The organism is Acaryochloris marina S15, from assembly GCF_018336915.1.
Classification (GTDB): domain Bacteria; phylum Cyanobacteriota; class Cyanobacteriia; order Thermosynechococcales; family Thermosynechococcaceae; genus Acaryochloris; species Acaryochloris marina_A.
Map to the genome: position 1 here is coordinate 26,926 of NZ_CP064924.1, position 24,830 is coordinate 51,755.

General features: G+C 45.5%; 24 protein-coding genes and 2 pseudogenes. 15 read left to right on the plus strand and 11 right to left on the minus strand.

Annotated features, from left to right (window positions below; translation table 11 throughout):
* Window positions 1-39: 39 nt before the first annotated feature.
* Window positions 40-540, plus strand: coding sequence for an eCIS core domain-containing protein (locus I1H34_RS27105; RefSeq protein ID WP_212666490.1), 501 nt, complete (start codon window positions 40-42; stop codon window positions 538-540).
* Between the two features lie 11 nt (window positions 541-551).
* On the opposite strand, the gene I1H34_RS27110 is transcribed toward I1H34_RS27105, so the two are convergent.
* The gene (locus I1H34_RS27110) at window positions 552-1,793 is read right to left on the minus strand and encodes an ISAs1 family transposase (RefSeq protein ID WP_249369233.1); all 1,242 of its coding nucleotides are present in this window, start codon (window positions 1,791-1,793) and stop codon (window positions 552-554) included.
* A 105-nt stretch (window positions 1,794-1,898) separates the two neighbouring features.
* Here I1H34_RS27110 and I1H34_RS33145 point away from each other — a divergent pair.
* The 3 genes and pseudogenes from I1H34_RS33145 to I1H34_RS27120 form a co-directional block, all read left to right on the plus strand.
* Window positions 1,899-1,967, plus strand: a pseudogene (locus I1H34_RS33145) (eCIS core domain-containing protein); the annotation flags it as partial.
* 15 nt (window positions 1,968-1,982) lie between these two features.
* Window positions 1,983-3,047, plus strand: a complete 1,065-nt coding sequence (locus I1H34_RS33150) for a hypothetical protein (RefSeq protein ID WP_396124660.1) — start codon at window positions 1,983-1,985, stop codon at window positions 3,045-3,047.
* Window positions 3,044-3,571, plus strand: a complete 528-nt coding sequence (locus I1H34_RS27120) for a thermonuclease family protein (protein WP_212666491.1) — start codon at window positions 3,044-3,046, stop codon at window positions 3,569-3,571. Before I1H34_RS33150 ends, I1H34_RS27120 begins: the two co-directional genes overlap by 4 nt.
* A gap of 28 nt (window positions 3,572-3,599) precedes the next feature.
* Here the strand turns inward: I1H34_RS27120 and I1H34_RS27125 are convergent, their stop codons facing one another.
* Window positions 3,600-3,947, minus strand: a complete 348-nt coding sequence (locus tag I1H34_RS27125) for a hypothetical protein (RefSeq protein ID WP_212666492.1) — start codon at window positions 3,945-3,947, stop codon at window positions 3,600-3,602.
* A gap of 373 nt (window positions 3,948-4,320) precedes the next feature.
* Here I1H34_RS27125 and I1H34_RS27130 point away from each other — a divergent pair, with 373 nt between their 5' ends.
* Genes I1H34_RS27130 through I1H34_RS27140 form a run of 3 tightly spaced genes read left to right on the plus strand, consistent with a single transcriptional unit; the run spans window position 4,321 to window position 11,544 of the window.
* On the plus strand, window positions 4,321-10,740 hold the full coding sequence (locus I1H34_RS27130; protein WP_212666493.1) for a strawberry notch C-terminal domain-containing protein: 6,420 nt from the start codon (window positions 4,321-4,323) through the stop codon (window positions 10,738-10,740).
* Entirely contained in the window at window positions 10,737-11,003 is a 267-nt protein-coding gene (locus I1H34_RS27135) for a hypothetical protein (protein WP_212666494.1), read from the plus strand. The genes I1H34_RS27130 and I1H34_RS27135 overlap by 4 nt, the downstream gene beginning before the upstream one ends.
* A gap of 34 nt (window positions 11,004-11,037) precedes the next feature.
* Window positions 11,038-11,544, plus strand: a complete 507-nt coding sequence (locus I1H34_RS27140; RefSeq protein ID WP_212666495.1) for a protein kinase family protein — start codon at window positions 11,038-11,040, stop codon at window positions 11,542-11,544.
* 15 nt (window positions 11,545-11,559) lie between these two features.
* Here the strand turns inward: I1H34_RS27140 and I1H34_RS27145 are convergent, their stop codons facing one another.
* Window positions 11,560-12,312, minus strand: coding sequence for a DUF2272 domain-containing protein (locus I1H34_RS27145; protein ID WP_212666496.1), 753 nt, complete (start codon window positions 12,310-12,312; stop codon window positions 11,560-11,562).
* A gap of 321 nt (window positions 12,313-12,633) precedes the next feature.
* On the minus strand, window positions 12,634-13,119 hold the full coding sequence (locus I1H34_RS27150; RefSeq protein ID WP_212666497.1) for a tetratricopeptide repeat protein: 486 nt from the start codon (window positions 13,117-13,119) through the stop codon (window positions 12,634-12,636).
* A gap of 430 nt (window positions 13,120-13,549) precedes the next feature.
* Between I1H34_RS27150 and I1H34_RS27155 the strand changes: the two genes are divergently transcribed.
* The 5 genes from I1H34_RS27155 to I1H34_RS27175 all read left to right on the plus strand — a co-directional run bounded on the left by I1H34_RS27155 (window position 13,550) and on the right by I1H34_RS27175 (window position 16,757).
* Window positions 13,550-14,011 (plus strand): hypothetical protein, encoded by a 462-nt coding sequence (locus I1H34_RS27155; RefSeq protein ID WP_212666498.1) that lies wholly within the window; start codon window positions 13,550-13,552, stop codon window positions 14,009-14,011.
* 163 nt (window positions 14,012-14,174) lie between these two features.
* Window positions 14,175-14,729, plus strand: a complete 555-nt coding sequence (locus I1H34_RS27160) for a hypothetical protein (protein WP_249370242.1) — start codon at window positions 14,175-14,177, stop codon at window positions 14,727-14,729.
* A gap of 7 nt (window positions 14,730-14,736) precedes the next feature.
* Window positions 14,737-15,087 carry a hypothetical protein gene (locus I1H34_RS27165; protein ID WP_212666499.1) on the plus strand — a complete coding sequence of 117 codons (351 nt, stop codon included), beginning with the start codon at window positions 14,737-14,739 and terminating at the stop codon, window positions 15,085-15,087.
* Window positions 15,088-15,096: 9 nt separating this feature from the next.
* A complete protein-coding gene (locus I1H34_RS27170; protein ID WP_249370243.1) occupies window positions 15,097-15,594 on the plus strand; it encodes an HNH endonuclease in 498 nt (165 codons plus the stop codon).
* Between the two features lie 41 nt (window positions 15,595-15,635).
* Window positions 15,636-16,757, plus strand: a complete 1,122-nt coding sequence (locus tag I1H34_RS27175) for a hypothetical protein (protein ID WP_212666500.1) — start codon at window positions 15,636-15,638, stop codon at window positions 16,755-16,757.
* Between the two features lie 121 nt (window positions 16,758-16,878).
* Here the strand turns inward: I1H34_RS27175 and I1H34_RS27180 are convergent, their stop codons facing one another.
* Complete coding sequence (locus I1H34_RS27180; RefSeq protein WP_212666501.1) at window positions 16,879-17,919, minus strand: FtsH/Yme1/Tma family ATP-dependent metallopeptidase; 1,041 nt, start codon at window positions 17,917-17,919, stop codon at window positions 16,879-16,881.
* Window positions 17,920-18,008: 89 nt separating this feature from the next.
* Window positions 18,009-18,659: a hypothetical protein gene (locus I1H34_RS27185; protein WP_212666502.1), complete on the minus strand. Its 651-nt coding sequence runs from the start codon at window positions 18,657-18,659 to the stop codon at window positions 18,009-18,011.
* A 45-nt stretch (window positions 18,660-18,704) separates the two neighbouring features.
* Here I1H34_RS27185 and I1H34_RS27190 point away from each other — a divergent pair, with 45 nt between their 5' ends.
* On the plus strand, window positions 18,705-18,893 hold the full coding sequence (locus I1H34_RS27190; RefSeq protein WP_212666503.1) for a hypothetical protein: 189 nt from the start codon (window positions 18,705-18,707) through the stop codon (window positions 18,891-18,893).
* A gap of 166 nt (window positions 18,894-19,059) precedes the next feature.
* Here the strand turns inward: I1H34_RS27190 and I1H34_RS27195 are convergent, their stop codons facing one another.
* Window positions 19,060-20,550, minus strand: coding sequence for a serine/threonine-protein kinase (locus I1H34_RS27195; RefSeq protein ID WP_212666504.1), 1,491 nt, complete (start codon window positions 20,548-20,550; stop codon window positions 19,060-19,062).
* Window positions 20,551-20,662: 112 nt separating this feature from the next.
* On the opposite strand from I1H34_RS27195, the pseudogene I1H34_RS27200 reads away from it, so the two are divergent.
* A pseudogene (locus I1H34_RS27200) lies at window positions 20,663-21,265 on the plus strand (RecB family exonuclease); the annotation flags it as partial.
* 13 nt (window positions 21,266-21,278) lie between these two features.
* Here the strand turns inward: I1H34_RS27200 and I1H34_RS27205 are convergent.
* Both I1H34_RS27205 and I1H34_RS27210 read right to left on the minus strand, forming a co-directional pair.
* Window positions 21,279-22,160, minus strand: coding sequence for a hypothetical protein (locus I1H34_RS27205; protein WP_212666505.1), 882 nt, complete (start codon window positions 22,158-22,160; stop codon window positions 21,279-21,281).
* On the minus strand, window positions 22,064-22,621 hold the full coding sequence (locus tag I1H34_RS27210) for a DUF6431 domain-containing protein (RefSeq protein WP_212666506.1): 558 nt from the start codon (window positions 22,619-22,621) through the stop codon (window positions 22,064-22,066). The genes I1H34_RS27205 and I1H34_RS27210 overlap by 97 nt, the downstream gene beginning before the upstream one ends.
* 49 nt (window positions 22,622-22,670) lie before the next feature.
* Here I1H34_RS27210 and I1H34_RS27215 point away from each other — a divergent pair, with 49 nt between their 5' ends.
* The gene (locus I1H34_RS27215; protein WP_249370244.1) at window positions 22,671-23,411 is read left to right on the plus strand and encodes a hypothetical protein; all 741 of its coding nucleotides are present in this window, start codon (window positions 22,671-22,673) and stop codon (window positions 23,409-23,411) included.
* A gap of 50 nt (window positions 23,412-23,461) precedes the next feature.
* On the opposite strand, the gene I1H34_RS27220 is transcribed toward I1H34_RS27215, so the two are convergent.
* Window positions 23,462-23,737: an RNA recognition motif domain-containing protein gene (locus I1H34_RS27220; RefSeq protein ID WP_212666698.1), complete on the minus strand. Its 276-nt coding sequence runs from the start codon at window positions 23,735-23,737 to the stop codon at window positions 23,462-23,464.
* 453 nt (window positions 23,738-24,190) lie between these two features.
* Complete coding sequence (locus I1H34_RS27225; protein ID WP_212666507.1) at window positions 24,191-24,760, minus strand: PRC-barrel domain-containing protein; 570 nt, start codon at window positions 24,758-24,760, stop codon at window positions 24,191-24,193.
* Between the last annotated feature and the right edge of the window lie 70 nt (window positions 24,761-24,830).

A 24,830-nucleotide genomic window follows, 5' to 3' on the forward strand; every position in this document is an offset into this window, starting at 1 on the left:
AAAAAGTCCTCTAGCATCCCAGTAGTACAAACTGAGACATTGAAAACTCATCAACCTGCTGAGATGAATCCCCTAACGATACAAGCAAAGTCCAATGAGGAGGGGTTAGCAGAATGGGAGGCACAACGACAGAAATGGGAACGGTTTGGAAGCTCTTGGATGGATAAAGTTCCCAATCCATCTGGTGAGCTAGCACAACCTTGGATTCAACGGAAGTTAACCCTTGCACCGCCTGGGGATAAATACGAAAAGGAAGCTGATAGAGTTCCTTCTCAAGTTTTCCAGCCAATCAACATCCAAAAAAGTCAGATTGAAAAGCTTGCTCAAGAGCCAGAAGAAGCATTTGATTCTGCCCTGATGGGTGCGACTATCCAACGTCAAAGGTCAACGGATAACCGTGGGGTATCTTCTGAATTTGAGTCTGCCATCAATAGCGCTAAAGGCAGTGGTCAACCGCTGGATGCCGGGTTGCAACTGTCGATAGGGCAGTTAATGAGAGCAGATTTAAGTGGGGTAAGAGTGCATACGGATGCAGGGTAAGCGCAAGAAAATCAAGCCTCTGAAAGGCTAGACTGTAAAGGAAGAGAAGCGCCTAGAACTTTGAGCATATACGCTTCATCCATGCTCGCCCGTTTTAGTTTTTGACGGGTACTTTTCTTAAAGGACGTTTCTTGATTGAGAAGGTTGATGCTCCAGCGTCTCAGGATGGCCATGTTTTCCGGCGCATGTCCTGTGCGAATGCGGCTAGCATCTTCGCCAAAGGTCACGTCTAAGACCCAGTGGAGTTGGTTCTCAATCGACCAATGCTGGCGGATGGCTTTGCCCAACTGCTGAGCATTTGGCGGTAGAGAACTGATATAAAACATCACCTCATAGGTGGTTTTGTTCCACAGATGTCGGGTCCGAGCGACCTTGACGATGGTTTGCAAGCCCTTCCACTGCGCCTGCTTGTACAGAGGACCCATCTGTTGAAGGGACACGGCCCAAACTTGTCGTTTCTCGCGACGATGGTGCCCTGCTTCCACCCGGGCATCATAGCTGTGCTCAATGCACTTAAACTCATTCGCTTCAGCCGTTTCAAACCATTGCTCAACCTGCTCAAACAGCGTGGGATGATTCTCCTTGAGGGCCAGCACATAGTCAGCCTCTTTAGCTTGAATGTGGCGGGCAATCTCGTGCTGAGTTCCCATTGCATCAATGGTAATAATGCACCCGGCAATGTCTAATAGCTCTAGCAGTGCTGGAATAGCGGTAATTTCGTTACTCTTGTCTGCAACTTTGACCTGTCCTAGAAATAACCGATACTCACTGGCCCAAGCACTGACCAGATGCAATGCGGATTGGTCTTGATTGCGATCATAGGAACCTCTGAGTTGTTTGCCGTCAATCGGTATCACTTGAGCGCCGAGGGTTGTCACTACCTGATCCAACCAGTGATTGAAACTCCGCTCAAAAGCGGTGGGGCAAATACGCTCAAACACTCGTCGATAGGTGTCTGCTGTCGGTATCCCGGACGGTAGCCTCAGAAAACTCGACAACCAATCTTGATGGCTTAGACCATAGGTTTCAATGTCTTCCCACCCTTGTGCGCCACCTAAACTTGCCAATAGTCCAATCACGACGATGCTGACAAACGGATGCTGGACACCTTGGCCTCCACGTGGATCAGGCAAATCTTCAAAACACTCGGACAATTGTTGATAAGCCTGATCGCAATCACTGGCAGGCAGGAGTGACGAGGATGAGTCAGTGGAAGCTGGTGAGGAAGGAGGCTTGCTGAATCCTGTAGCCATGGGGAAACCCTTTTAACAGAATGGAGTTCCATAGCATATTACAGCTTCATTTTTCTTGCGCTGCCCCTGCATACGGATGCCCAGTCAGATCAGCTCAACCAATCCATTCAAGCTAGGGCTTTCACAACAGGCCAGGATGTTTTCTTTCGTAAGGGGGAGTATCAGCCAGGGAGAACAAATGGGCAACAGTTGATTGCCCATGAGTTGACCCATGTTTTGCAGCAGAATGCAGGGGAAGTGCGGAAAGCACAAATTCCAGGTATACAAAACCAATTAAATGATGAATCTCCCACGAAACAAGCTAGTAATTACATCGTTGGAGATGGAGAAACTCAGGAACCTTGGCAAATATGCAAGAGCAAGTTTCTAGATGGTTTAAAAAGTGCTGTCGTCAAGGTAGCAGAAGAAGTTTTAGCGGAAATTGGCCAATCAACTAATGACTGCCCCTATATTGCTTATTGGTTTGATTACTATGCAAGTGCGGAAGCGAAGCATATTGAGAAGGCAATCAGGCGCTATGCTCCAGAAACGAATGACGCTCAAAACAGTGATGAGTTGATCCGTCTATTAGCTAATAGAGTACGGCAGGGATTTAAGAATCATGTGTCGAATGGTTCACTAGAAGGAGTTCCAGCAGAAATACCTAAAAACTTGCCCAACACCAAGCCTGTAGTTGACGAAACTCCAGGTGAAAATCAGATTCAAGCATGCTTTAAAGGTAGAGGCTCAAGAAGAGATCACCAAGTAACATCTCAGGGTAGCGCACCAGCAGTAACATCTAAGGTTGGGACGCCGATCTCAAATCTATGGAATATGACTGAGGATAAATATGTGAACCTCCCAGCACTAGGCCCTGAAGAGGTTGTCTTAAAAGAAGGGGCAGTGGGGTCTTCATTAGAGAATAAAGTGATAGGTGTCTCAATCCTCTCAACTTGTGCTGCGGTGTTTTTTGTAGACCAGATCCCTAATCCAAGCCAAATTACGCTTTATCATGCCACAGGTAGCATTATCCATAAGCATGAAGTCAAGAAGTACGATTTGGGTGGTCCCATCATCATGATTAGCAGTAGTTTGGCCAGTGGGAAGGCGACACTGGAAGAATTACGTGGCTATTTCACCAAAGCGGGGATTTCTGGCGATAAAGTAAAAGTTTTTAAAGCATTGGCTTCTGGATATGCTTTTGCACCCAACGGAAATGTGGGATCAACAGAGGGTGGAGTAGGTAATATGGCTGCAGAATGGAGGAAACCATGACAGCCCGCAGAACCATCCTCTCTCTCCTCCTTCCCCCTCTCCTTCTAGGATGCAGCCCACCCCCCAGCACCACGACAAATGCTATTGCTCCAGCGAATACCACTCCCGCCACAATTCTCAGAACGGGTGACGGTGATACTCTCAAGGTGCGATCTCAAAATGGCACATCAAGTAAAGTCCGTGTTGGCTGTATCGATGCACCAGAGTCTAACCAGGAGTATGGCCCTGAAGCTGCTCAAAGACTCAAGTCACTATTACCCAGTGGAATAACTATCGAGCTTCGGGAAATTACCACGGATCAATATGGGCGCACTGTAGCCGAGATCTACTCGGAGGGGAAATCGGTTGGCTTACAGATGGTGAGGGAAGGCTATGCCGTAGTGTACCACCGATATTTGGATGGCTGTTCAGCGACTGCGGATCAGTATGTTGCTGCTGAGGAGGAGGCACGATCCCAGAAGCTCAATTTTTGGAACCAGAGTAACCCAGAGATGCCGTGGGATTTCAGGCGGGGAAAGCGTTGAATAAAGGAATGACCAGAGTCAGCTCTGGTCATTCCTTTAAGAGATTTTTTCGCTCTTCGATCGTGAATTTTGTTTCCCATTGGCTTCCTTTGCGTTTGGAAGTTGATAGCCCATGAATTTCCACAAAGTCTTTATTGATCCGATCTAGCCTTTTCATTTCCTCAAGAAAGACAGGATCTTTAATATCATCTGTATTGAATCGCAATACCGCCCTGTATCTCGACTGGATTATTGGTTCGGTTTTACTTCCAAGATTTTCCGTGGATTCAATTTCAAAGTCTGAAACGAGGGAATAAACTTGTTCGCCCAGGTCTTGCTTTAATTCTTGATGGGTTGGCCCGATTTGCTGGTTACAGCCAGCCAGGGCAATCAGCAAAGAGATCGCAGGAAAACCGACCAATCTTCTCATAAGCCTTCAAGCTAGCGGATGAGATGATCCTAGATCAAGAGTTAGTGCATTCTGAATAAATTAAAGAAAATCCTAAATATCAGAAAACAACAGTAAATATGTACTTCCACAAAAAAAACTAATCATTTTTCTTGTGGAAATTACCAAAATTTTCCTCCCCAGCCCTTTCACTTCTTAAAACTCTGGGTAAGTTTCCAATATACGTCGAGAATTCATATCGGCAGATCTTCTCAAGATGAGCTTGGGAAGCATTTTCCATTATTCATTTTGCCAAGTTGATCTACATATATTTTTAATCCCATGTCAAAACCTCACAAACTTCCAATCTTCATGATCTCAAATGCAACAGCAAGATAATCTTGCCGAATTGTTTGCCGCTGAGTTCCTGTCGGGTAAGTCCTATGCGTCCATCGTAGAAGCCCGATCCCAGGCAGCTCAGTTGCTGAACCAATCCGTGCGCCCTGGCAGTCCCCTTGCAAAATTGGTGGATGAGTCCATTGAGGCCGGGTTAGTTCGGGCTGCGCGGAGCATCATTGGGCAATCCCTTACCCCGATCCAAACTTATGCGGATCTGGTGGATCTGTACAATCGCCAGCCCAGGTTAAGCGTCCGATCCTCCACCAGTGTTCGCCAGCAAGCCTATTCCACTCCTCTCCCCATTGCATATCTGGCGGCCAACCTTGCAGGGGTTACGGCTAAGTCCACGGTGTATGAACCGAGTGCCGGCCACGGAGCATTGGTCCTCAATGCCACCCCCGAAAACTGCACCATCAACGAACTGAACCCAGACCGAGCAGGGGATTTAAGACGGCAGGGCTTCAGCGTTACTGAGCAGGATGCTTCGGCTTTCCTCCCAGACCAGCTGCACGATGTCGTCATCGCTAATCCTCCGTTTGGCCGAACCAAGGGAGAGAACGGAAGGACAAAACGGTTCCAACTCCCCGGCAATCCAAGGGGCACGAGCCAGATCGACCATGCGATCGCAATGCAAGCACTTAAGGCCATGAAGCCCGATGGCCGTGCCGTCCTAATCCTCGGCGGCAAGCCCGAAACTGATCCAGGGGAACGGGCCGAAGCGTACAACACTTTAGAGAGCAGGGGGTTCTTCTATCCCTTGTATCAACAGTACGGGGTAACCCAGCACTTCACCATTTCTGGAGATTTATACAAGAAACAGGGAGCGGGTTGGCCCCTCGATGTAATCGTGATTGAGGGGAAGGGAACATCACAACGTCCATTGCCCGCCGTGGAGCCACCACAAATCTATGAATCCTTTGAAGAACTACGAGGAATACTAAATGACTCAATCCAGGCGAGTACCAACTTACGAACAATACCTGAATTACACAAAAGTCTGGATGCCCCAGGAATCGGGGGACCAAGCGATGTTTCTGGTGAGAGTGCCAACAGAACTAGAGATGATGGAGTTCAGAACCTATCTGGATCTGATGAACTGTCGGATGGAATGGATGTTCGAGAACTGGATCAAGTATTACGACCGTTCCAAGGACAATCTACAGAAGATGCTCTACGACACCCTTCGGCAGCTTCACCCAACCCAGGAAGCACCGAGTCCATACGACGAGGACGGGGAGAAGCAGATGTGGATCTGGGCAACGGAGTGGGGGGAAAGCCTATTAGAGTTCAACGAGACATGGGTGCAATGGATGAGACTGACCAATCCAGAGGTCAGCTTTCCAGTGGACCTGACACTCCCGCCACCGATATCTCAGGAGTCATTGATGGAGAAGCACGACGAGGTGACCATCGACCAATTTCTGATGGAATTGAGAGCCGAATTCAAGTAGACGATATCTTAATAGAGGATAGTACTGTGGCAGAAGAATTTAATACTGCGTATGTTCCTCGCAGTCAGGGACGTAGCCCAGATACGCTGATTCCAACTAACATGGCTGTCTCAGCCCAACAAGCTTTAGATCGCTTTGAGCAAGAGCATGGAAACATTGACGAGTTCGTCATGAACCGTTTGGGATATGACTCCAAGGGGCAAATGTTTGATGTCCTCTATGCTGAGCAAATCGACTCCCTTGCACTGGCCTTTGATCAAAAAGACAAGGGCAAAATCTTCCTAAATGGCGATCAAACTGGAAATGGTAAAGGACGGTTCGGAGCAGCCAATATAATTGATGCCCAACGGCAGGGGTATATCCCCATTTTTGTAACCCAGAAACCAAACTTGTATGCATCTATGATCCAGGACTTAGCCGATATCGGCAGGCCAGGATGTACACCTTTTATGACAAATGCGAAGCTGTCGCTAAATCTTACTGATGGCCGGACTCTAAGAACGGGAGGATTGGCGGATCAAGAGAATGAAATGCATCGGCTGACCCAAATCGGCTTAGGGGGATATGACGCCATCTTTACGACCTACAACCAGCTTCAAGCTATCAATAATAAAGAGCCCTATAGACGGCAGTTCTTAAGAGCATTAGCCAGTCGCGCCGTATTTATTTTTGATGAAGCCCATGAAGCAGGGGGTGGGCAAGGTCAAAGTTGGAAAAGACCATCCGATGCATCCAATCGAGCTGAGTTTGTGCGAGAGCTAGTTGACGCTTCGGCTGGAACCATTTTCATGTCAGCCACTGCCACCAAGAATCCAGCAGTCATGGATTTGTACGCTAGGCGCACTGATGCAATTCATGCCGTGAACAGCATGGAGAATCTGAGCAACACTCTTAAAGCTGGTGGTATACCCCTGCAGCAAATGATGGCAACCCAGTTCGTCAGTGCTGGTAATATGCTGCGCCGAGAGAGGACGTTTGAGAATATTAGTTTTAATGCCAAAACTGTTCCTGTAGATCATGAGATTGCAGACAATATCTCAGCCATTATGAGGGCTATTGATCGGTTTGATCAGGCGAAAGATGAAGCCGTCAAGGAGATGAAAAAGGTGGTTCGCAAAGAGGCCAAGTCCCTTAGTGAAGATAATTCCATTGGTAAGTCTGGTGCCCGTTCCGTTTCATTCACCTCTTTGATGCACAACGCCATTGATCAAGGCTTGCTTGCACAAAAAGCAGAGACAACCGTTCAAGAAGCCATTGCATCCCTACAAAGGGGCGAGAAGCCCCTCATTGCCCTCGCCAGCACGATGGACTCTTTTATCGGAGATTTTGCCAAGGGCAGGAATATACAAACGGGTGATCCGATCAATATTTCTTTTGCGGATGTGTTGAAGCGCTATTTAGTACGCTCGAAAGATATCCAAATCAAAAACTATGATGGTGATTCTGATACTCGCCCCATGACGGAAGCTGAGTTAGGGGCCGAAGCCATTGCAGCCTACCAAGAAGCCTATGAACTCATTACTGAGTCGGACTTCTCCCAGATTCCCCTTAGCTCCATCGACTATATGAAACATCGCCTTTCCCAAGAAGGCTATACCGTTGATGAAATCACGGGTCGACAAAGCATCATTAACTATGAGGGGGGAGAGCTAACCTATGGCTTGCGGTCCAATAGTGAGACTAAACCCCAGGCTAAGATTGATGTGGTTAATCGGTTTAATGGGGGCGACCTCGATGTAGTCATTCTCAATCGTTCAGGGGCAACAGGCATCAACCTTCACGCTTCAGAACGATTCGCAGATCAACGCCCTAGGCATATGATTGTGGCCCAAGCCGAAAGGGACATAAACCAAGTCATGCAAATGTTAGGACGTGCCAATCGCTTCGGGCAAGTCGTAGAGCCTAATTTCACTTTAGTAATGGCCGATGTCCCCGCAGAGAAGAGACTCGGTGCAATGCTAGTCAAAAAAATGGCTTCGCTCAATGCCAATACAACAGCATCCAGAGATTCAGATCTCAGTGTTGGCAATGTCACGGACTTTATGAACGCAGCTGGTGAGGAGGTGGTGACTGAGCTAATCGATGAACATCCTGAGTTGGATGCGATGCTCTCTTATCCGAGTAGGGGAGACATTGATGGTGAGATTGGCTTAATTAGCAAAGTCACAGGCCGCATCCCACTCTTGCCCATCAAGCAACAAGCAGAACTGTACGACCTGATTGAGACGGAAACCACCGCCCTCATCCAACAGAAAGAGGCAATGGGCGAGAACGTCTTGGAGGCAGACAAGCTGGACCTCGATGCCCGCACGATCGCCAAGATGGAAGTTGTCCCAGCAGATGCCGCGATCAAGAGCGAGTTCACTGGACCTGTCAATCTGGAAGTGGTGAATGCCAAGGTGACGACCAAGCCCCCAACACAGTTGGAAATCATCAACAATGTCCGTGAGAACTTGGGCCAGTCTAGGGTTAAGACGGTGGACGACCATGATTCTGATGCAATTGAAGACCAGGCCAAGGAGCAGAACCGGGGCTTGAGAAATCAGGTTAAGAAGCGATTGGAAACCTATAGCCAAAAAGCGATGGGGGAGGCAAAAACCCCAGAAGCGGCAAGCCACTTAGAGACTAAGTTCGACAAACAAATGGGGCATTTCCAGGCGATCACTAATCGCTTTCAGATTGGCAGCACTGTACAACTCGCTTCAGCAGAGGGCAAGGTTTCCTATGGGGTGGTCGCCAACATTGCACAGAAGGCTAAACCACTGGGAAGTCCCGCAGCACCGACGAACTGGAAGATGCAAATCATCACTAGCGAAGGAAAAAACATCTCTGTTCCTTTCTCCAAAATCAACTCAGGTAAACCTTCTGCTGTAACGATCAAACCCCAGGAGAAAACCTGGAAGGGAGAGAGCATCTATGAAGACTTTGACCAGAGACAGCAAAATCTGCGCACGGAAATGCAGGTCTTCACGGGCAATCTGATCAAGGCGTATGAAGAACATCCCAAGGGCAAGTTCGTGAATTTCACCACCAATCAAGGCCAGGTGCGCCAAGGGCTGATCATGCCTGATGATTTCGACATCACGAAGCAGCTCCGGGAACGTCCCGTGATCTTTGAGGAGCCGTACCAAGTCAAAGCATTCTTGACTGAGGTGACAAAAAATCTGGGTGCAGTCCATGACAACCCAGAGAAGAACCTGGCAATCAAGGCCGATGCGGCCGCCAAGTTGCGTGGTACTCCCATCGATCATTTCGTAATCACAGTCCCCAGCTCTACCCGTGTCGGCGGCAAGTTTTTCTTGAATGAAGACTTGCTAGATGCCGCCCAGAGTGAGTTCTTCTCTGTGGCTAACCGGATGGAAATGCATGTGGCCCCTGAGAATCTAGAAGCGGCACTGAAGGTAATCATGAAAGATGAAGGCATTCAGATCGCGGCTTTCGACTTCAAAGACATGGCACGGGATTACCTAGGCCAGATGCTGCCGACGATGGAGCAGATTGAAGAAAATCAGTTTGAGCAGCAGGCAGACTTTGTGCCCTATGTGGAGCCGACAAAAGACACCGCAACCCAGCTTGATATGCTGCTCCAGTCCGATGCTGTTGAGCCGAGTGAAACCCCGCAAGTTGAAGCTATTCAATCTGCACCGGACCAGGCCGCAGTCCAGCCGACCCAGGACAACACCAAGCAAATTGCCCCACCCGCAAATCAGACGGGCAAGGCAGAGAAGTTTGTGGCCCAGTTCCTACACGAGGGAGGATTGGCTCAGGAGATTCTGAAGGGTGATGATTTCCACTTTGAAATCAAGAATGGTCCCTATGAACCCCTAGTGGTGGAACGGATTACGGATCAGCTTTCCTTGACTCATTACCGAGAGCGAGACGGGGACTTATGCCTGGACTCTGAGATGGTCTTTGGAATTGACGGCCAAGGGAAGCTCAACCTTGAAGAGACGGCAGTCCAGAACCCATTTACTGGGAGAGAGGCACGAGAACTTGATCAGGAGTTTGGGGAGCTTTTTGCAGCAAATATAATTCACCAAGGATTTGCAGAAGCAGCCCTTGAGCAGTTACCTGAGCTATTGAGGGAGCGGCAGGCAGAGCAGGCTGAAGTCTCTGAACCCAGCATCGCAGAAGCACCAAAGCAGGCTGAGCCAGAACCAGATAAGACAATAGAAGAGCCTGTACAAGGGGTTGAATCACGATCTGTACAGGAATCACCAACAGAACAGACGGTCACGCCCCTCCAAGAACCCACGGCCACAGCAAAAGCGGAGCAACCTCAGCAAGAGCCAACCGCTCAACAAGATAAAGGACCACAGCCGAAGCCCAAACCACAGGCTAAACCAGAGGACTGGCCTAAGTACGCCTCGGCTTTAAAGCGAGGTAATGCCTACCAGGCTAGGGTGAAGGAGCGTGTTGCAGCGTATAAACAAGGAACATCGCTCAATACGCGAGCTAGTCTCGCAATGGGCAAGGACTTTAAGGAGTTTACACAGGGACTAAATTCACTCAAAGATTGGTATAGAACTGCTCAGAAGCTCAAGCATGACATTCCTTATTTAGAAAAGATCGCCAAAGTTGGAAATCAATTCAAGCAAGGTGGACCCATTTCTGATCGTGCTAGAGCTGCCATGAAGCAAGACATCAATCAACTCGCTTACAACCGATTCTCAGCAGGACTTAACCCAAAAAATCCACAAATACTTCTAACCAGGCTGGCCGCAAATGCAGCTAAGGCGGGACTGGCTCCTCCCAAAATCATGGGTGCTTTGTCTGTTGCCCCTGCAGTAAAATCTATTCGCTATCAAGAGGGTGAACAGGCCAGCCTCAAGTATTCCCGCAAAATCATGATGGAGGGCTTAAAACTCAAGAAGCAAGAACAACCTAAAACGGTTGCTCCAAAACAACAACGAACTCAAGATGTTAATCAAAATCAAGGGCTAGGACGATGAATGATGATCTCGAACTATCGCCAGAAATCATTGAAGGCGCAAAGATAATACAGCTGGGTCAATCACTGCTAAAGCTGAAAAATTCTCTTGAATATGCTCGTGAAGAGGCTGAAGCCTCGATCAAAAATGCTGAAGCTCTGGGCAGGACTGAAATCGCAACTGAAGCCGACTTTATATTGATGAGCGTGAAAACTCTACAACAAAAAATGCAAAATCCCCAGATTCAGGAATGGATGGCGGCTGAGGAGGAGGTTCCTTTTTAAATCTTTAGATCGGCTTTTATCAAAAGGTGAAGATATGCAAAACAGAATCTTGTTAATCCTACTGGCTATTCTGCTACAAGGTAGTTATCAGCGTGTTGTAATTAAGCCACAAGGGAAAGCTTTCAAAGGTGCAGAGTGCCCAAAGGCTTATGAGGCTGCACTCGATAGATTAAATAGAGAAGACTACGTAACCATTGATAATACTAGAGCTGACGATCTAACCCGTACCTATGGAAGTCAAACACCAGCCACTAGGGCTTATGGGATCACATTTGCCATCAAGCAGCAGGATCGGAAAAATATCACAAAACCGTATAATCTCATGGGCAGTTCAGCCATACTGATGGAGGTTTCTAACTTAATTATTGGCAACTGCCAGAATGTCGGTACAGTTACTATTGGCTACGTAGGTTCGAGCAGAACATTTGGGGTTCTAGGTCCAAAAGAAGAAGTTAAAGAATTTGAGTGTTTGAGCAGTGTTCGAAACGGTAGGTTTGATAATGAACTGCCTTGGGAATGGGGCTTACAATGGTGCCAGTGATATGGAAGTAGTGAGTTATAAATTATTTTTAATGACAACAAACCACGGAAATTCGGAGTCATCTACTTTACCATTCCCATCAAGATGAATAACTTTTTTGCTCACTGAATTCTTAACGTTCCCACCTATAACTTCAACAGCGTCTTGCACATTAGCGACCACTATATCGCAATGGGATGGATATCTATTTGAGGTGGTGTTGTACGAAACCCATGACGCGCGTGAATAACAGACTAGATCTCCAATCTCTGGTGAATAATCCTGTAATTTATACCCAACAAATGGTGCATTTATATTCCCATTCTTCTTGTTCTGAATAGCGTCAGCTATATAAGTTGAGTGGCGTCGTGAATATTGGAAATTATTGCCCGCACCAGCTTCTTTCATTACCCATGATATGAAGGATGCTGACCAAGCTTGATTAGTATCTTTACCTGTATAGTTCAGACCAATCGATTGCCAGTAATCCCCTACTCGTTGCCAATATTTATCTGCCGTTTCAGTTTCTCCAGCTCTTTTGATGCTACTTCCCTGAACAACCTGACACCCCCAGAATCCCCACTCATCTTGAGCTTTCCCCAATACTTTCTGAACAAAAGTACTTGCACTCGTGGGAGGCTGAGTATTAATACATGGAAGATTCATGTATGCATCTGTATGGCCAGCTCTAGCCAAAGGAGAAACTGACAATACTGACAAAAAAGTAGTGCTTATTCCTAAAAATGCATACCGCTGAATATCAGATAAGCTTTGCTTCACATACTTCATGCTTGATTATCCCTTCCTGAATAATATTCTCGGGTTGTATGAAACTTCTAAAGCTGCAGTACTAGAAAAACTACTACCTTTACGAGATCTATCTGCTTTTCTGAAGAAAATTACGCAAAAACCTAAGTTGAGATATCCAAATTAAAAACACCCTCCCATAGGACATGTTCCGAACTGGTTTAGAATCGAGGCTTGGCCTGAGATGATGCAGAAATGTGCATCCTTGAATCCCCAAGAGCTAGGCACACCCAAAATCTGCAAGATTTTCTTCACAAAAACTATGCTTTTCTCCTCTCCCTGCCTTCACATGAAGTCGTTGCACTATTGTGAGGACTCTAACAACTGTTGGGCTAAACTCGCCAACAAAGCGGCGTCATTATTGTTCGGATCAATTTCTTTGGCTTTAGTTGCAGAGTTCAAGGCCCCTTGATAATCCTTAAGCAGCATTTGGCTCTTGGCGAGATTCATAAAACCCTCGATATTATTTGGATCCAGTCGGGTTACTTTTGTAAAATCATCGATCGCTTCTCGAACGTTCTTTTGGCCCAAATGGAGAACACCTCGGAGCATGTAAGCATCTACCAAAGAGGGATCAAGTTGGATCGCTTGATTGATCTCGCGCATCGCCCCTGGCAGATCCTCTGCTTCCATCCGAGAAATTGCACCAGCATAGTGCGGGTTGTTAAGGGGATTGGGGGCAGCAGTTACTAAGAGCGAAGGATTCGTTATCACTACACCTTGGCTAAGGCTTACGAGGAGGGTTGAGATCGCAACAGTAAAACAAGCTGGGATTGATTTGCGGCGCATTCTCTGGTCCCTTCCGATATTTGCGTCATTAATTGTACTCTTGAATTCACCGATGGCGACGTTATTGGCCATAAACAAACTAAGCTGCGATTTCCCGCCATTTAGTATAAGTGTACTTATTATATCTACCAATTTTGGTCATCACAGCGATCAGATGTTGGATCTATTTTTAGTAGAGTCAGATTATTGAAAATTTCTGAAAAGCTATCTATGTATAAGTTACGAGTGTAGTTGGCGTCTTATCACAGCCTTGATCGTTTACGGCCTTACCGTGTGATCTCAAAATGTTACAGACCAGTAAAATATCCCCCCCACTTGTTGAGTTGGAAACTGTATCCTGATTTGAGCCTACTACTGCCGGGGCAGACTAGTAAGATACCCACTCGATTATTTGAACAAATAGCTTTTTTGACACAATAGGTATCTATCAGTGAGATATGTCATAACCCCAAGAATCAATAATCTGCGAAGTAAAGCTGAAGTATTAATATCAGTACTTGAACGAGCACAAGCAACAGAGTTGCTACAAGCACAGGAACTATTAAAGCTGTTTTGTAAGGTATTGGATCTTGAGCAGGCTTGTATCATGTTGAAGGCTAAGGAGCTGTCAAGAGAATTGATATTGGTCCTTGAGCAAGCGAAGATACATGCGAAGACTCTAGTCCAGAATCTTACACAGGCCAAAGATCAAATGCAGGCTACAGAGCCAGAACTGGATCATGAACTGACAAAAACTGAAGATAAGGAATATGCAGCAGTGCTGTCGAAGAGTCTAAAGCAGGCTAACGAGCTGGTGAAGGCAAAAAGGCTGGCTGAAGAGTTGGTAGAGCATTTGGAAGACGTGAGGTGGTCGGAGTGGGTACATGAGGCAGCAAAACAGCGTAGATCCTAAATATGAAAAGTCATTTTATGCTAAAAAAATGAGCGGTTGTGAAAATCGAAAGGGATAAATTTTCTAATTTACTAAAGCTATGAAAAACGTACTATGAGGGTTTGAAGCTGGGTATCTTAAGTAAAGAACTACTTTCTCATGCCTGAATTTGGAGTGCTTACCGTTGGCCGATATTAGCAAAAAAGAGCGAGATAAACTAATTAAAAAGCTTAGGCAATCTTCTGGTATCGCTCAATATGCCCTCGATGCGAAAATGTCTGATGATCAAGTTGTTGCTGCTTCAAAACACTTAGAAGTATTTAAATTGCTCAAATCTGCAAACGACTATAATCGACATTGCCAAGCCCAAAAGACAAAAACAGCTAATGACAAATTAAAAGAGTTTATTAATCCAAGTAAATCTGAGATTTTTCAAGCAGGTAAATGGCTCTTTAACGCTCTTTCTAAAAATGGAAATGAACGTAAGCAAACTCTATTAGAGAAGGAGATAGTCCATAAGACAGACTATAACGATACTGTCACGGGCATGAACGACACGATATCAACCATGATAGAGGTGGGTGACGAAGCCAGAGATGAAGCCAAGATAACAATTCAAATATTAGAAAAAAGAATTGATACCTTAAAGTATCAACTCTCTCAGATACAAGAATATATCATCAATAACTACGGGGCTTCGACCTGGAAAATTATCAAAGATACATTCCATATTAGCTAGGTTAACCATGAATATTGTTGATGGTTTAAGTTATCGTGAATGGCAAAAACGTAATTCTATAAACTTTAAAAAATTAACTAAATTACAACAAAAGAAAGCCCGAAAAAAAGGATATTACAATATTGGCTGGAAGAATGTTAGAGAGTCTTGGCAGGTGCTTTCGCAAATATTAGATCCGATCAATCTTTTTAATGTCCGCCTGAATAAAGGGGATCTTGTTGGTGCTATTGATCATTCTATTTTGGAAGCAGAACAAAGTCAGATTATAGCAAGACAAGCTATTAATGATATCGAAAGAAAGCAATCTAAGATTCATGCTCTTGCAAAAGAGTCTCAAGATAAATATCAGTTGCTCTAGTTTATTTCTATGCCTAAGTTGAATCCATCTGAGCTATCTGCTTTATATAAGAGCTGTGATATCAGTGAAACTTGGTCTGCAGGCCAAAGCTCTAAACTTATCAACCACCCTCATTATGGTTATATTTCACCTAATAAGTTTAGAAGCATGCATCATGGCAAGCCTTGTCCTTTTTGCGGCCAACATATGGTTCATGGTCAACATACTTATAGTGCTTCGACTAAGAAAGAAGCAATCAACAAAGGTTATGAATACACTAACCAAGATGGTGATGTTGTTATTGCTCAGGCAGGGAAACGATATTTTCATCCTCACTATGTCACGTTAGATCATCGAGTAAATAAGGCTCGCTGTCCTGAACAGATGTTTGAATATGAAAACTTACAAATAATGTGTTGGAAATGCAACAACAATAAGGGTGATAACAATGCCTATGAGCTGGAACAAAGTTTTGATTTTGTGAAAGAAATTGGTAAAGACACAATCAACAAATACCCACTGTTGTAAATATTTGAATTGAAATCTGAGCAAATGGAATTTAGATAAAGATGTCATCTATCACTGCAACCTTCATACTTCCTGAATCAATCAAGGCAGGACTCGCAAGTGGAATTTATGAACGAGTAGGAGGAGTAATTCGAGAATCCGGGACAAAGCGAATTGTAACCTGGTTACGGGAAGGTGGCATACCTCATCCGCCGATTCCACCAATACGCAGTCTACTAAATTTTGCAGCAAGTACCAGTATCTTAAATCTAGGCCTTTCAACAATGGGGTTTGGATTAGTTATGAAGCGGTTGCACAAATTGGAAATGCGATTGGAAGACACTCAAAAACTTCTCAGTAAGTTAGATCGGAAAGCAGATCTAACTTTCTATGCGAATTTTCGGGCGGCTCTTGACTTAGCGCTTAATGCTTTCACCATGTCTAACAGTGATAATCGAAGAGACATGGCAATTCAATCAATTAATCGTTTTATGGAGGCCCAGCATATATACACTGGGTTACTGAATAGCGAGATTGATCAGGGAAGCCAAATTGCAGACGAGTATTTGCTAACACTGGGATTAGCTTATGTCGCTGAAGCTCGTTGTTACCTTGAACTTGAAGAATTTGATAGTGCAACTCGCCGTTTTAATGAAGGACAAGCAATCTTACAAAATCGTTCTCAGAAATATGTAGAGCTACTTCTGACATCAAAGCCATCTGTTTACCTGCACCCTAAATTTCAAGACCAAATTGATTTGACTCGACTGACCCAAGTGTATCAGTGGATGGATCCGAACTTTGATGAGAATGTAGTGTTTAACTTACTGCGTCAAGATATTTTTCAATGGCGTAGTAATCAGGATAAATGGATTGAGTCTCTTGCCCCTGCCATTTTAATTAAGGAAGAAGTTAAAGGCGGCTTATTTGGTCCTAATAATGCTGATCTTGGGAATGAAGTGTTTAAAAGACTGCCCGGTATCTTTGAGGTGATTGAATCTACCATTGAGACTTGTCAAAGGTTTGCAACTTATCAGACTGAAATCAATGCGATCACACAACTTGGAATGTCTTTTGGAGAATGGGAGAGACTAGAGCCTAGTGAATCCAGGTCTGTTAACTCCGCTGAAAATTTGATGTTCATACTTCCAGATGACTCTGTTGATGTAACTTTAAAGGCCTGATTTTGTTGAATAGACCTCTTGCAATATTCATTTCATGATGTGTTACTTACTCAATTCATGCCGCAATCTGACATGATTTTTTAGTCCTCTACTATATTGGTAGCTGAATTATGCAAGAGGTCTAATCTTTTTGAGACAACTTGGGAAACCCATCTACAAACTGGACTTGCGCTAAAAAAGGCTCTACATCATCCTTAAGAAGTCGTCCTTTAGCTTGCAATTCTTTCGCTAAATCTTCAAGAACTTGCTGATTCAACTTGAAGAATTTTAACAGCAAATCACTCTGCTCCTCTCTGAGCTTTTCTAAAGTCAGTCTATTTTGTTCAGCCTCATAGTCATCTTCAATGGGCGAAAAATAAATTCCTCCAAAGCCCAGCATTAGATAATTTTTTGCTTCTTGCTGCCAATGTCGAAGATCACTATGAGCACCATCAAAGATTTCATTAAAGATGCATTTTTCGGCTTGCTGACCCGCCAATAACATCAGTAGTTGGATGAGTATAAAATCTTTTGGCCGTAAAATTCCATTCCATTCAACGGATGTAATGGAGCCAAGCCTACCCCTACCATCACTTTGAGGAAGGGCTTTCATCCGAAACTGCTCAGGAATATTTGGCAAGGCTGCATAAACTAAAGCATGGCCTGCCTCATGGATGCAAGTAACAGAAATATCCTTAGAGGTACATAACCTTGGTTCCCATTTCTTCTCAGCGGTTTTTAGATCTTTAATTGATGGCTTCTGATTCTTCCAGCTCAAATCCTGAAACGAAAATAGGATTCGATCTATTAAATCCGATATCCAATTTAAAGCTAATACACCCAAAACTGATAATCCAAAAGCTATGGAGATTTCTGGATTAGCCTTAATTTGTAAATACAGTTCATGGAGCATTGATGGTCCGAACTTAATTACAAAAATATAAAGAACGGTTTTTAGAAAGAACCTACCAATGCTCTGGCCACCTACAATCAAATGCGTTAAGCCATCCCTGATCAATAAAAGAATGCAAAACAGAAGGGTTACAGCCCGGATTTGAACCATTAAAGGGGTTGGTCTAACGGCAGGGGCCGCTAGGATCGGAATCACGAGAGAGATCGCAAATACCGAAACCCAAACTGACGGTTTCTTGAAAGACTTCCAAGAAATTGATTTAAGTTCCATCACTATTTTTCATGACAGTTCCATTTACAGTACATTGTGGACCACCCAGCCCCCAGGCAAGCCCAGAGGCAAGGTGCGCCAGTGCTTGACTAAGACTTTGCAGCCTCCCTTCTCATCATGCTAGAGAGCGACGACTCAACTTTTTTCTTAGCAGTCCGACTCTTGCCCCCACCACTAGTGACAACAGGAGTCGGGTCTTGAGGAACGGCTAGCTCATCATCGAGCGGGTCAGGGTCGAAGACCATAACAGGGGATTCCTCTACTTCGCTGATAGGCTCCTCCACCTCAGCCACAGCCTCCTCCAGGTCTTCCGAACTGTCAGGAGCCAGATCCTCAGCCACGACTTCAGAAGTATCCTCAACCGGACTGTCGGCCAGGAATGCCTGGGTCTGGACCTTGAACCAGGCAATAGCCTTATCGTGCAGTTCCCAATGGGCATCAATCCGGTCGGTGAGCTGGATCTTGATAAGCGCCTGGACGAAAACCGTCTCTTGCTGACAGCCTTTGCGGAAGACAGCCACAGCATTTCCTTTGACCTCCTCAAAGATGGGACCGTGCTTCTGGCTCACTTTTGACAGGCCCCAGGAGCAAAGTGCAGTGAAGTTTTTCCAGCCCTGGATCTCCTTGCGGATGACGAACAGGAAGGCTTTGTTTGCAGCTTGGCCCACTTGGGTAGCGGCGGTGTCGATGACCTCGGTGTGGTCGGCTTGCTGGATTTTGACAGAAGTAATCAGTTTCATGATTTAGTCCTTTGAAGAATGAATTCTGGATAGGGCACGACTGGCATGTGCAACCAAGTCGGCCCTTTTGATATTGGAAAAATGGAAAGAGCGGTCTTGGCCTCTTGGGGAATATACCGCTTGCAAAAATTAGGCTCGATTTGGAGCCGTGGTGAGGTGGATTTGGAGAAAAACTTTGAGTGGGGGGAGTCCCCTTTCCGGCCCGATCTAACGCTCAAGGGAGCGGGCGTTTAACGAGGAGCCTTCTCACCAATTTCGGGTAATTGGGAACCTTTATCTGAATTCATCCTAATCGAATCAATATTTTGAATCAAGGGATGCACACTAGGGATTTCTTATCTATTCTCGGGTATGCATAAAGAAATGCTAGTGTGCTTGGATAGCGATCTCCATCCTGTTTTCAATTTCGTTCAGCATAAACCATATACTTTATTGCTATCCATATCCCCGGCAGAATGGCTCCTATGGAAAACAATATCAGCATGATTTTCATGACGAAAAACATATGATTGAAGCCTTGAGCCAGTTCTTTTGAGTGTCCCATATCAGCCACCAGATCATCTTTCAGATCATCAAGGATGGGAAATCTTGGCAATATCCCATCGTCACGTTCAGGCTCCTGGACAGGTTGTTCGATTACTGATGGCTCTTGGATGAATACGGAAGAATCAGGAGAGATGAGGGTGACAGCCACCCCTAAAACAGTCACTGTTGCAACAAAGGCTGCAAGAGGTCTAATGAATATGGCTAATGGCCCAGATTTATCCCCTGCTTGAACGTGCTTTAAAAAACCACCAATAGCCGATTCATCATAAGCGTTTGCTCTGGTCTCCCAATTGAAGCGATTGAAAAAGGTTACCCACTCTTCTAAGCTGCTATCGCGATCTCCCTTGTTTGCCAGAAAATATGCCTTACATGCCTTATGAACATCTCTTTCATCAGATGTCATATGCAAGAAAATTTCAAAGCGCTCAAACCAAGCATCAGGTTCGTTCTCTTGCTGCTCCCACGGGAAAGTCGATTCAGGGTCTAGTGAATCTTTGCCGCCCATCTCTGTAAAGGCTTTGGCAATCCAATGTTCTTCTTGGTCAGGCTGGTCTATTGCAGCTATCGCATCAAGCACTTCAGAGGCCGACTTATACCGATCCTTCAATCCTCGATTGAGCATCGTATTGATGACAAGTGCAACATCATCAGAGATAACCTGCGTGCAATAGTCCTGCCAGATCCAGCGACCATCATCCTCGTTCACTAAATCAAAGGGGGAAACATTGGTAAGCAAATGGGCGCAGGTCAAGCCCAAGCTATAAATATCGCTGGCATATCTGGCCTTACCACGGGATTGTTCTGGTGCTACGAATAGTGGTGATCCGATCATCGTTCCAGTCTTTGCTAGTACTGTATCCGTAATCGGCTTAGATGCTCCGAAATCCACTAAGACCAGCTTGTTATCAGAAAAACGTCGAATGATGTTGTCTGGCTTTATGTCACGGTGGATTACTTGGTTGTTGTGGATAAATTGGATGACAGGAAGAATATCGTCGAGCAAGGCAATGATTTGCTCCTCAGAAAAAGCACCCGATTCTTCAAGCTCACTTTTTAGTGTCTGTCCATCAATAAATTCTTGGGCAATATACCTGTTTTCACCTTCTTCAAAATATTCAATGAACCCCGGTATTTGATCGTGGTGACCCAACTCTTTTTGCCGATCACATTCCTTATGAAAAAGCTGTAGTGCTTCAGACCCAGCATTGTACTGCTGAGGGTTTTCCTGCTTAAGAACAACCCGCTTCCCTTCCAAGTCTTCAGCCAAGAGGGTTCGGCCAAAACCACCTTGGGCAATTTCTCGAATAATGGAATATTTACCAGCTTTATCTGTGGTAGTTGTCATAGCTTTCTCCCTTGTTTGGCATATTACCGGAAAATTTGTATTGGGACCGTGCTTTTAGGATTTTTGTCAAAACTCTTGATCTACAGTGGGAATATACCCCCAGCAAAAATCGATGGCCTATTCCCTCTCAGCCACGAAGCTCATCACCTACCAACAGTGCCCCCAGGCTTACAGCTTCAAGTACGAGCGGGGACTCTCTTCACCCTCCGCTTTCGGATCACCTGCCTTTGGAAATGCCCTTCATGGCGCACTTGCAGACATATACAAAGATTGGAACTACGCTTATCCGTTGCCTTCTCTTGATTGGTTTGCCGTTTGCTGGCAGCAACATACCGGAGAGCTGACCCCAGCCCAGATCCATGAGGGCTGGATGGCATTGCAGCTCTACTATGAGCGATACGTTGCCCCACTCCCCCAGATTCATAAACCCCTTGGGGTTGAGGCAAAGCTGAAGGCCAGTTTCCAGGTGAATAATATCGAGTTTTCCCTTTCGGGTAGATACGATCGGTTGGATTTTACCGATGATGGCCTGGAGCTGATCGACTATAAGACCAGCAAGACAATTGCTCCATCCGATGGAATCGATTTGCAGCTGGGACTCTACTACCTGATCCTTGAGCAGACTTATCAAAAAGCCCTTCAGAAACTGAGTCTCATTTATCTAAGGCAAGGCCAGAAAATCACTTTTGACGTAACCCCAGAACAGATAGATCAGAAAATGGTGTCTGCTAGAAAGTAGGCGCAAGCATGATATCCAGACTTCCCATGGTGCATAGGTTAAGAGCCTCCATCCAAGGCATACCTTTGAGCTGAACTCCGAAATGTTCCGCTAAAGATTGCCCCGCCTTTTTCGCATCAGGGAGAAACTGTCGTAGATTATTCACAATCGCCCAGGCATTCACCATGGGATTAATGGCATCCTCTGCTCGATATTGCCCAAATTTTATGAGCTTCTTGTCCAAGAATCGCATGGAGCGATCTAAAGGTGCAGAATAGGCGGAAGCGTCTTTATGTTTTAGGTGATTCGTAAACAGAAAGCGTTTGTGCTTGAGAATATCCAATCGCTTGAGCAACGTCGGTTCATGGCCATAGCGTTCACGATTGCGTCGCACCCTTTGGGAATAAGACGCTAGTGAAGAAGCATTTAGAACTGAATCGAAATCATCTTTGAGTTGTTGGAGTTGGTCAGGTAGCCAATCAGGGTGGGTCTTTGAGAAATCATCAAACGTGGCACTCACCCGTTTTTGGCCATGGAGTTTGCACTCTATCAAGTCGAGGCCAACCTCAGATATCCAAGCATTTTGAGAAGCGACCCAGCCGTCGGTGGTCACCGATGCGGGGACATACAGTTGTGCTTGATCTAAGTGACCTGTGGCTTGTGCGGCGGCGTCCATTTCCGTCAGAAACCGATGGATGGTGACTTGAAAAGCATCCTCATCCGTGGACTTCATCAATTCGGTATACCAAATCAATTCAGCTTGAGCCACCAAAAACAAGTAGATTTGCTCCCTCTCTAAACTGGCAAACTTCTCGTCACTGAGTAAATGGGCGGGGGGGTGAGTCCCAGACGCAGTAAAAGTAAATACACAGGCATCAAGTTCCCCAACCACTGCACCAGACTCCAAACCCAACCGGGTTGCCAACCTCGCTCTGCTCCCTGCCAGCTATAAATCGTAGCCGTCTCTCTGTTGCTCAGTCCCATGCCTAAATTCAACTCCAGCAGTTTCCCCAAGCAGTCGGCATCTTGACGACGATAGCGCAGGATAAAGCTGGGCAAAACCGTGAAAACGGCTCGACAGCTTTGGCAGCGCACTCGACAGATAGGGATTGTCTCGACTGGTCCTAACCACCCTTGAACTTGGCGCTCTCGTAAAGCATGGAGCGTATAACGACTGGTATCACGGCAGCAGGGCTTATGACGTTCTGGAGAGAGTTGGGCTGTCAGGGGCGCTTGCAGATACTCGATTAAGGGGCGGCGATTGTCTGCTTGCACCAGGTCTAAATAGTCTTGTTTGGTTGCACCAAAATGAACAATTGCCGTACGATTTTGATGGGCTTGTTTTTCAGTCATGACTAATTCGCTACGCTCAGAGTCACTGAAGTATAAGCTTTTCAGACCTTTGCTGTCTCAGACACCATTTTCTGATCTATCTGTCACAACAGGTTCTGCCAAAGCACCATCAAAAGAAATACCAAAAGCCTCTCAGGCTAGTACCAATGGTCAATCCACAGACCAGGATCAGGCCAAGGGAAACCCCAAAGCAACCACCCAACAACAGCAGGCGACAAAGACTTCTCAGGCAAAATCTAAATCGCGAGATAATCGCAGCTGTAAATCACGCTTGCTCCCCGGCAATGGCACCCACCGGGCTTGGTGCAGGCTACCGGGAATCATCCGAGTTCAGGAAGCGGAAGTAGAGGGAGAACGGCCAGTCTATTTCATAGAAGTGGATGGTCATCAGCTCCCTTTGAGGGTAAAGAATCGGTTCAGAAAAAAGATAGGAGCGTCATTGGATATTCCTTTGATGGTGAAATGCTACCCTCAAATCATTGATGGTCAAATTGTTTTCTTGCAGTTTTGTGGCACTGCTGAACCGACCCCTGAGAACGCTGAAGACTGGGTGATGATCGGGGTGTGGAATTCAGGCAATCAGAGGATCTTGGTGCAGCGTGATCAGAGATGCGATCAGAGCCGTCGCATCCTTCAACATTCTCTGCTAGTGAAAGAGGCATGTCTAGAGAAGTTGGAAGGCGGGAAGCTGTATCAGTATGAATGTCAGAGGGAGGGAATCACGGTTACGATCGTGGGTGCGGAGGCTATTGTGAGTGAAGAGAAGAATTCTAACCTGGCAACCCCATAGCTCAATTGTTTTAGAGCTATGAGTTTCAATCCATTTAATACAAAGAATTTCTACCAGCGGTTACCACCACCACCACCTCTATTCTCACGGGGCTTTGCTTTATTCACTTTCAGGGTACGTCCCATCCATTCAGCACCGTCAAGTTCTTCAATAGCTTTGGCTTCCTCAGCATCATCACCCATTTCGACAAAGGCAAATCCACGCTTGCGCCCTGTTTCTCTGTCAGTGGGAAGCTTGGCACTTTTTACGGTTCCATATTCGGCAAAAGTGGTATTTAGGTCTTGCTCTGTAACGTCATAAGAGAGGTTACCAACGTAAATCGACATGAGGTGATATCCAAGATTAATCATGATTATGCTACCCGATCCCTATTTCTTCTTTTGAGAGTAAAAGCAATCTTCATAGAGATCTCAGAATTGGAGGGTAGCGACACTCAGTTGGCCTACATATGCTTAAAACCACAGCTATGCCTGGTGTACTAGTCGTTGGAAAAGGCAAGCAGATTTTAATGTGTTTTGGTCTACATAAGATATGGGTCGAATATCTTATATTCAGATTCAGCCAAGTGAACCGATCGCGCTGACGATCGTAGGGAAAGGGTAAGAGAATATAAAGAGAGAAAGGGTTACGGAAAAATGCAGAAGCGTAATAGATTCCTAGTCTGTATGGAATAATTCTCCATTTATTGTCAAATTTCTGAAATTTATTGGCTATATCACCTTAGACTAGGGATCTATTACGCTTCCGATCCATCTTGTGATCTCGGGGTCGAACTCCAACTATGCCCATGCTGGAGGTAATGTACCATCAATAACCCTTTTTTCTTCAACCAGCTCAATCTCTTGCATGACTCTATCAGGAACCATAATCCATCCGCGACCCACGTCAATAATCATGGACGAGGGTAAATAGAATTGCTTGATGGTGAGCTGTCTCAGACTTCTTACTATAAGGATGTAATCTTTGACCACTCCAGAGTACGGGAAAATGCGGCAGTTCGAAATCATGCCAATATAGTTGCCCGATTGTGTCCAGACCTCGTGGGAAATTTGAGTATCTACTGCTGTCATCCTTTTTAGCTCTAGGTTTAGAGTGACAGATTGATGGTTAGAGGGGATAGCCTTCATTAGAATTTGTTGAGCCTCTATTGCCGCAATTTGTTCCCAAGGGAAAGTACAAGCGGTATTGTCCCATAACCCCGATTGGCAAGTGAATCCCAAGACTTTATGATCACGATAATCAAGCCAAACTTGGGTGACTCGACCTAGCTTCTCAGAGTCCGATTGGTCTGTGACTCGCCTATGGAATAAATTGCTGTGATGAATCAGAGTTGCGGGTGACATAGTCATAGGAGTTCTCCTTTGAAAAAAGAGAGAGACTAAATACTTTCAGCGGATATCTAGAATCTTAAGCAGTCCC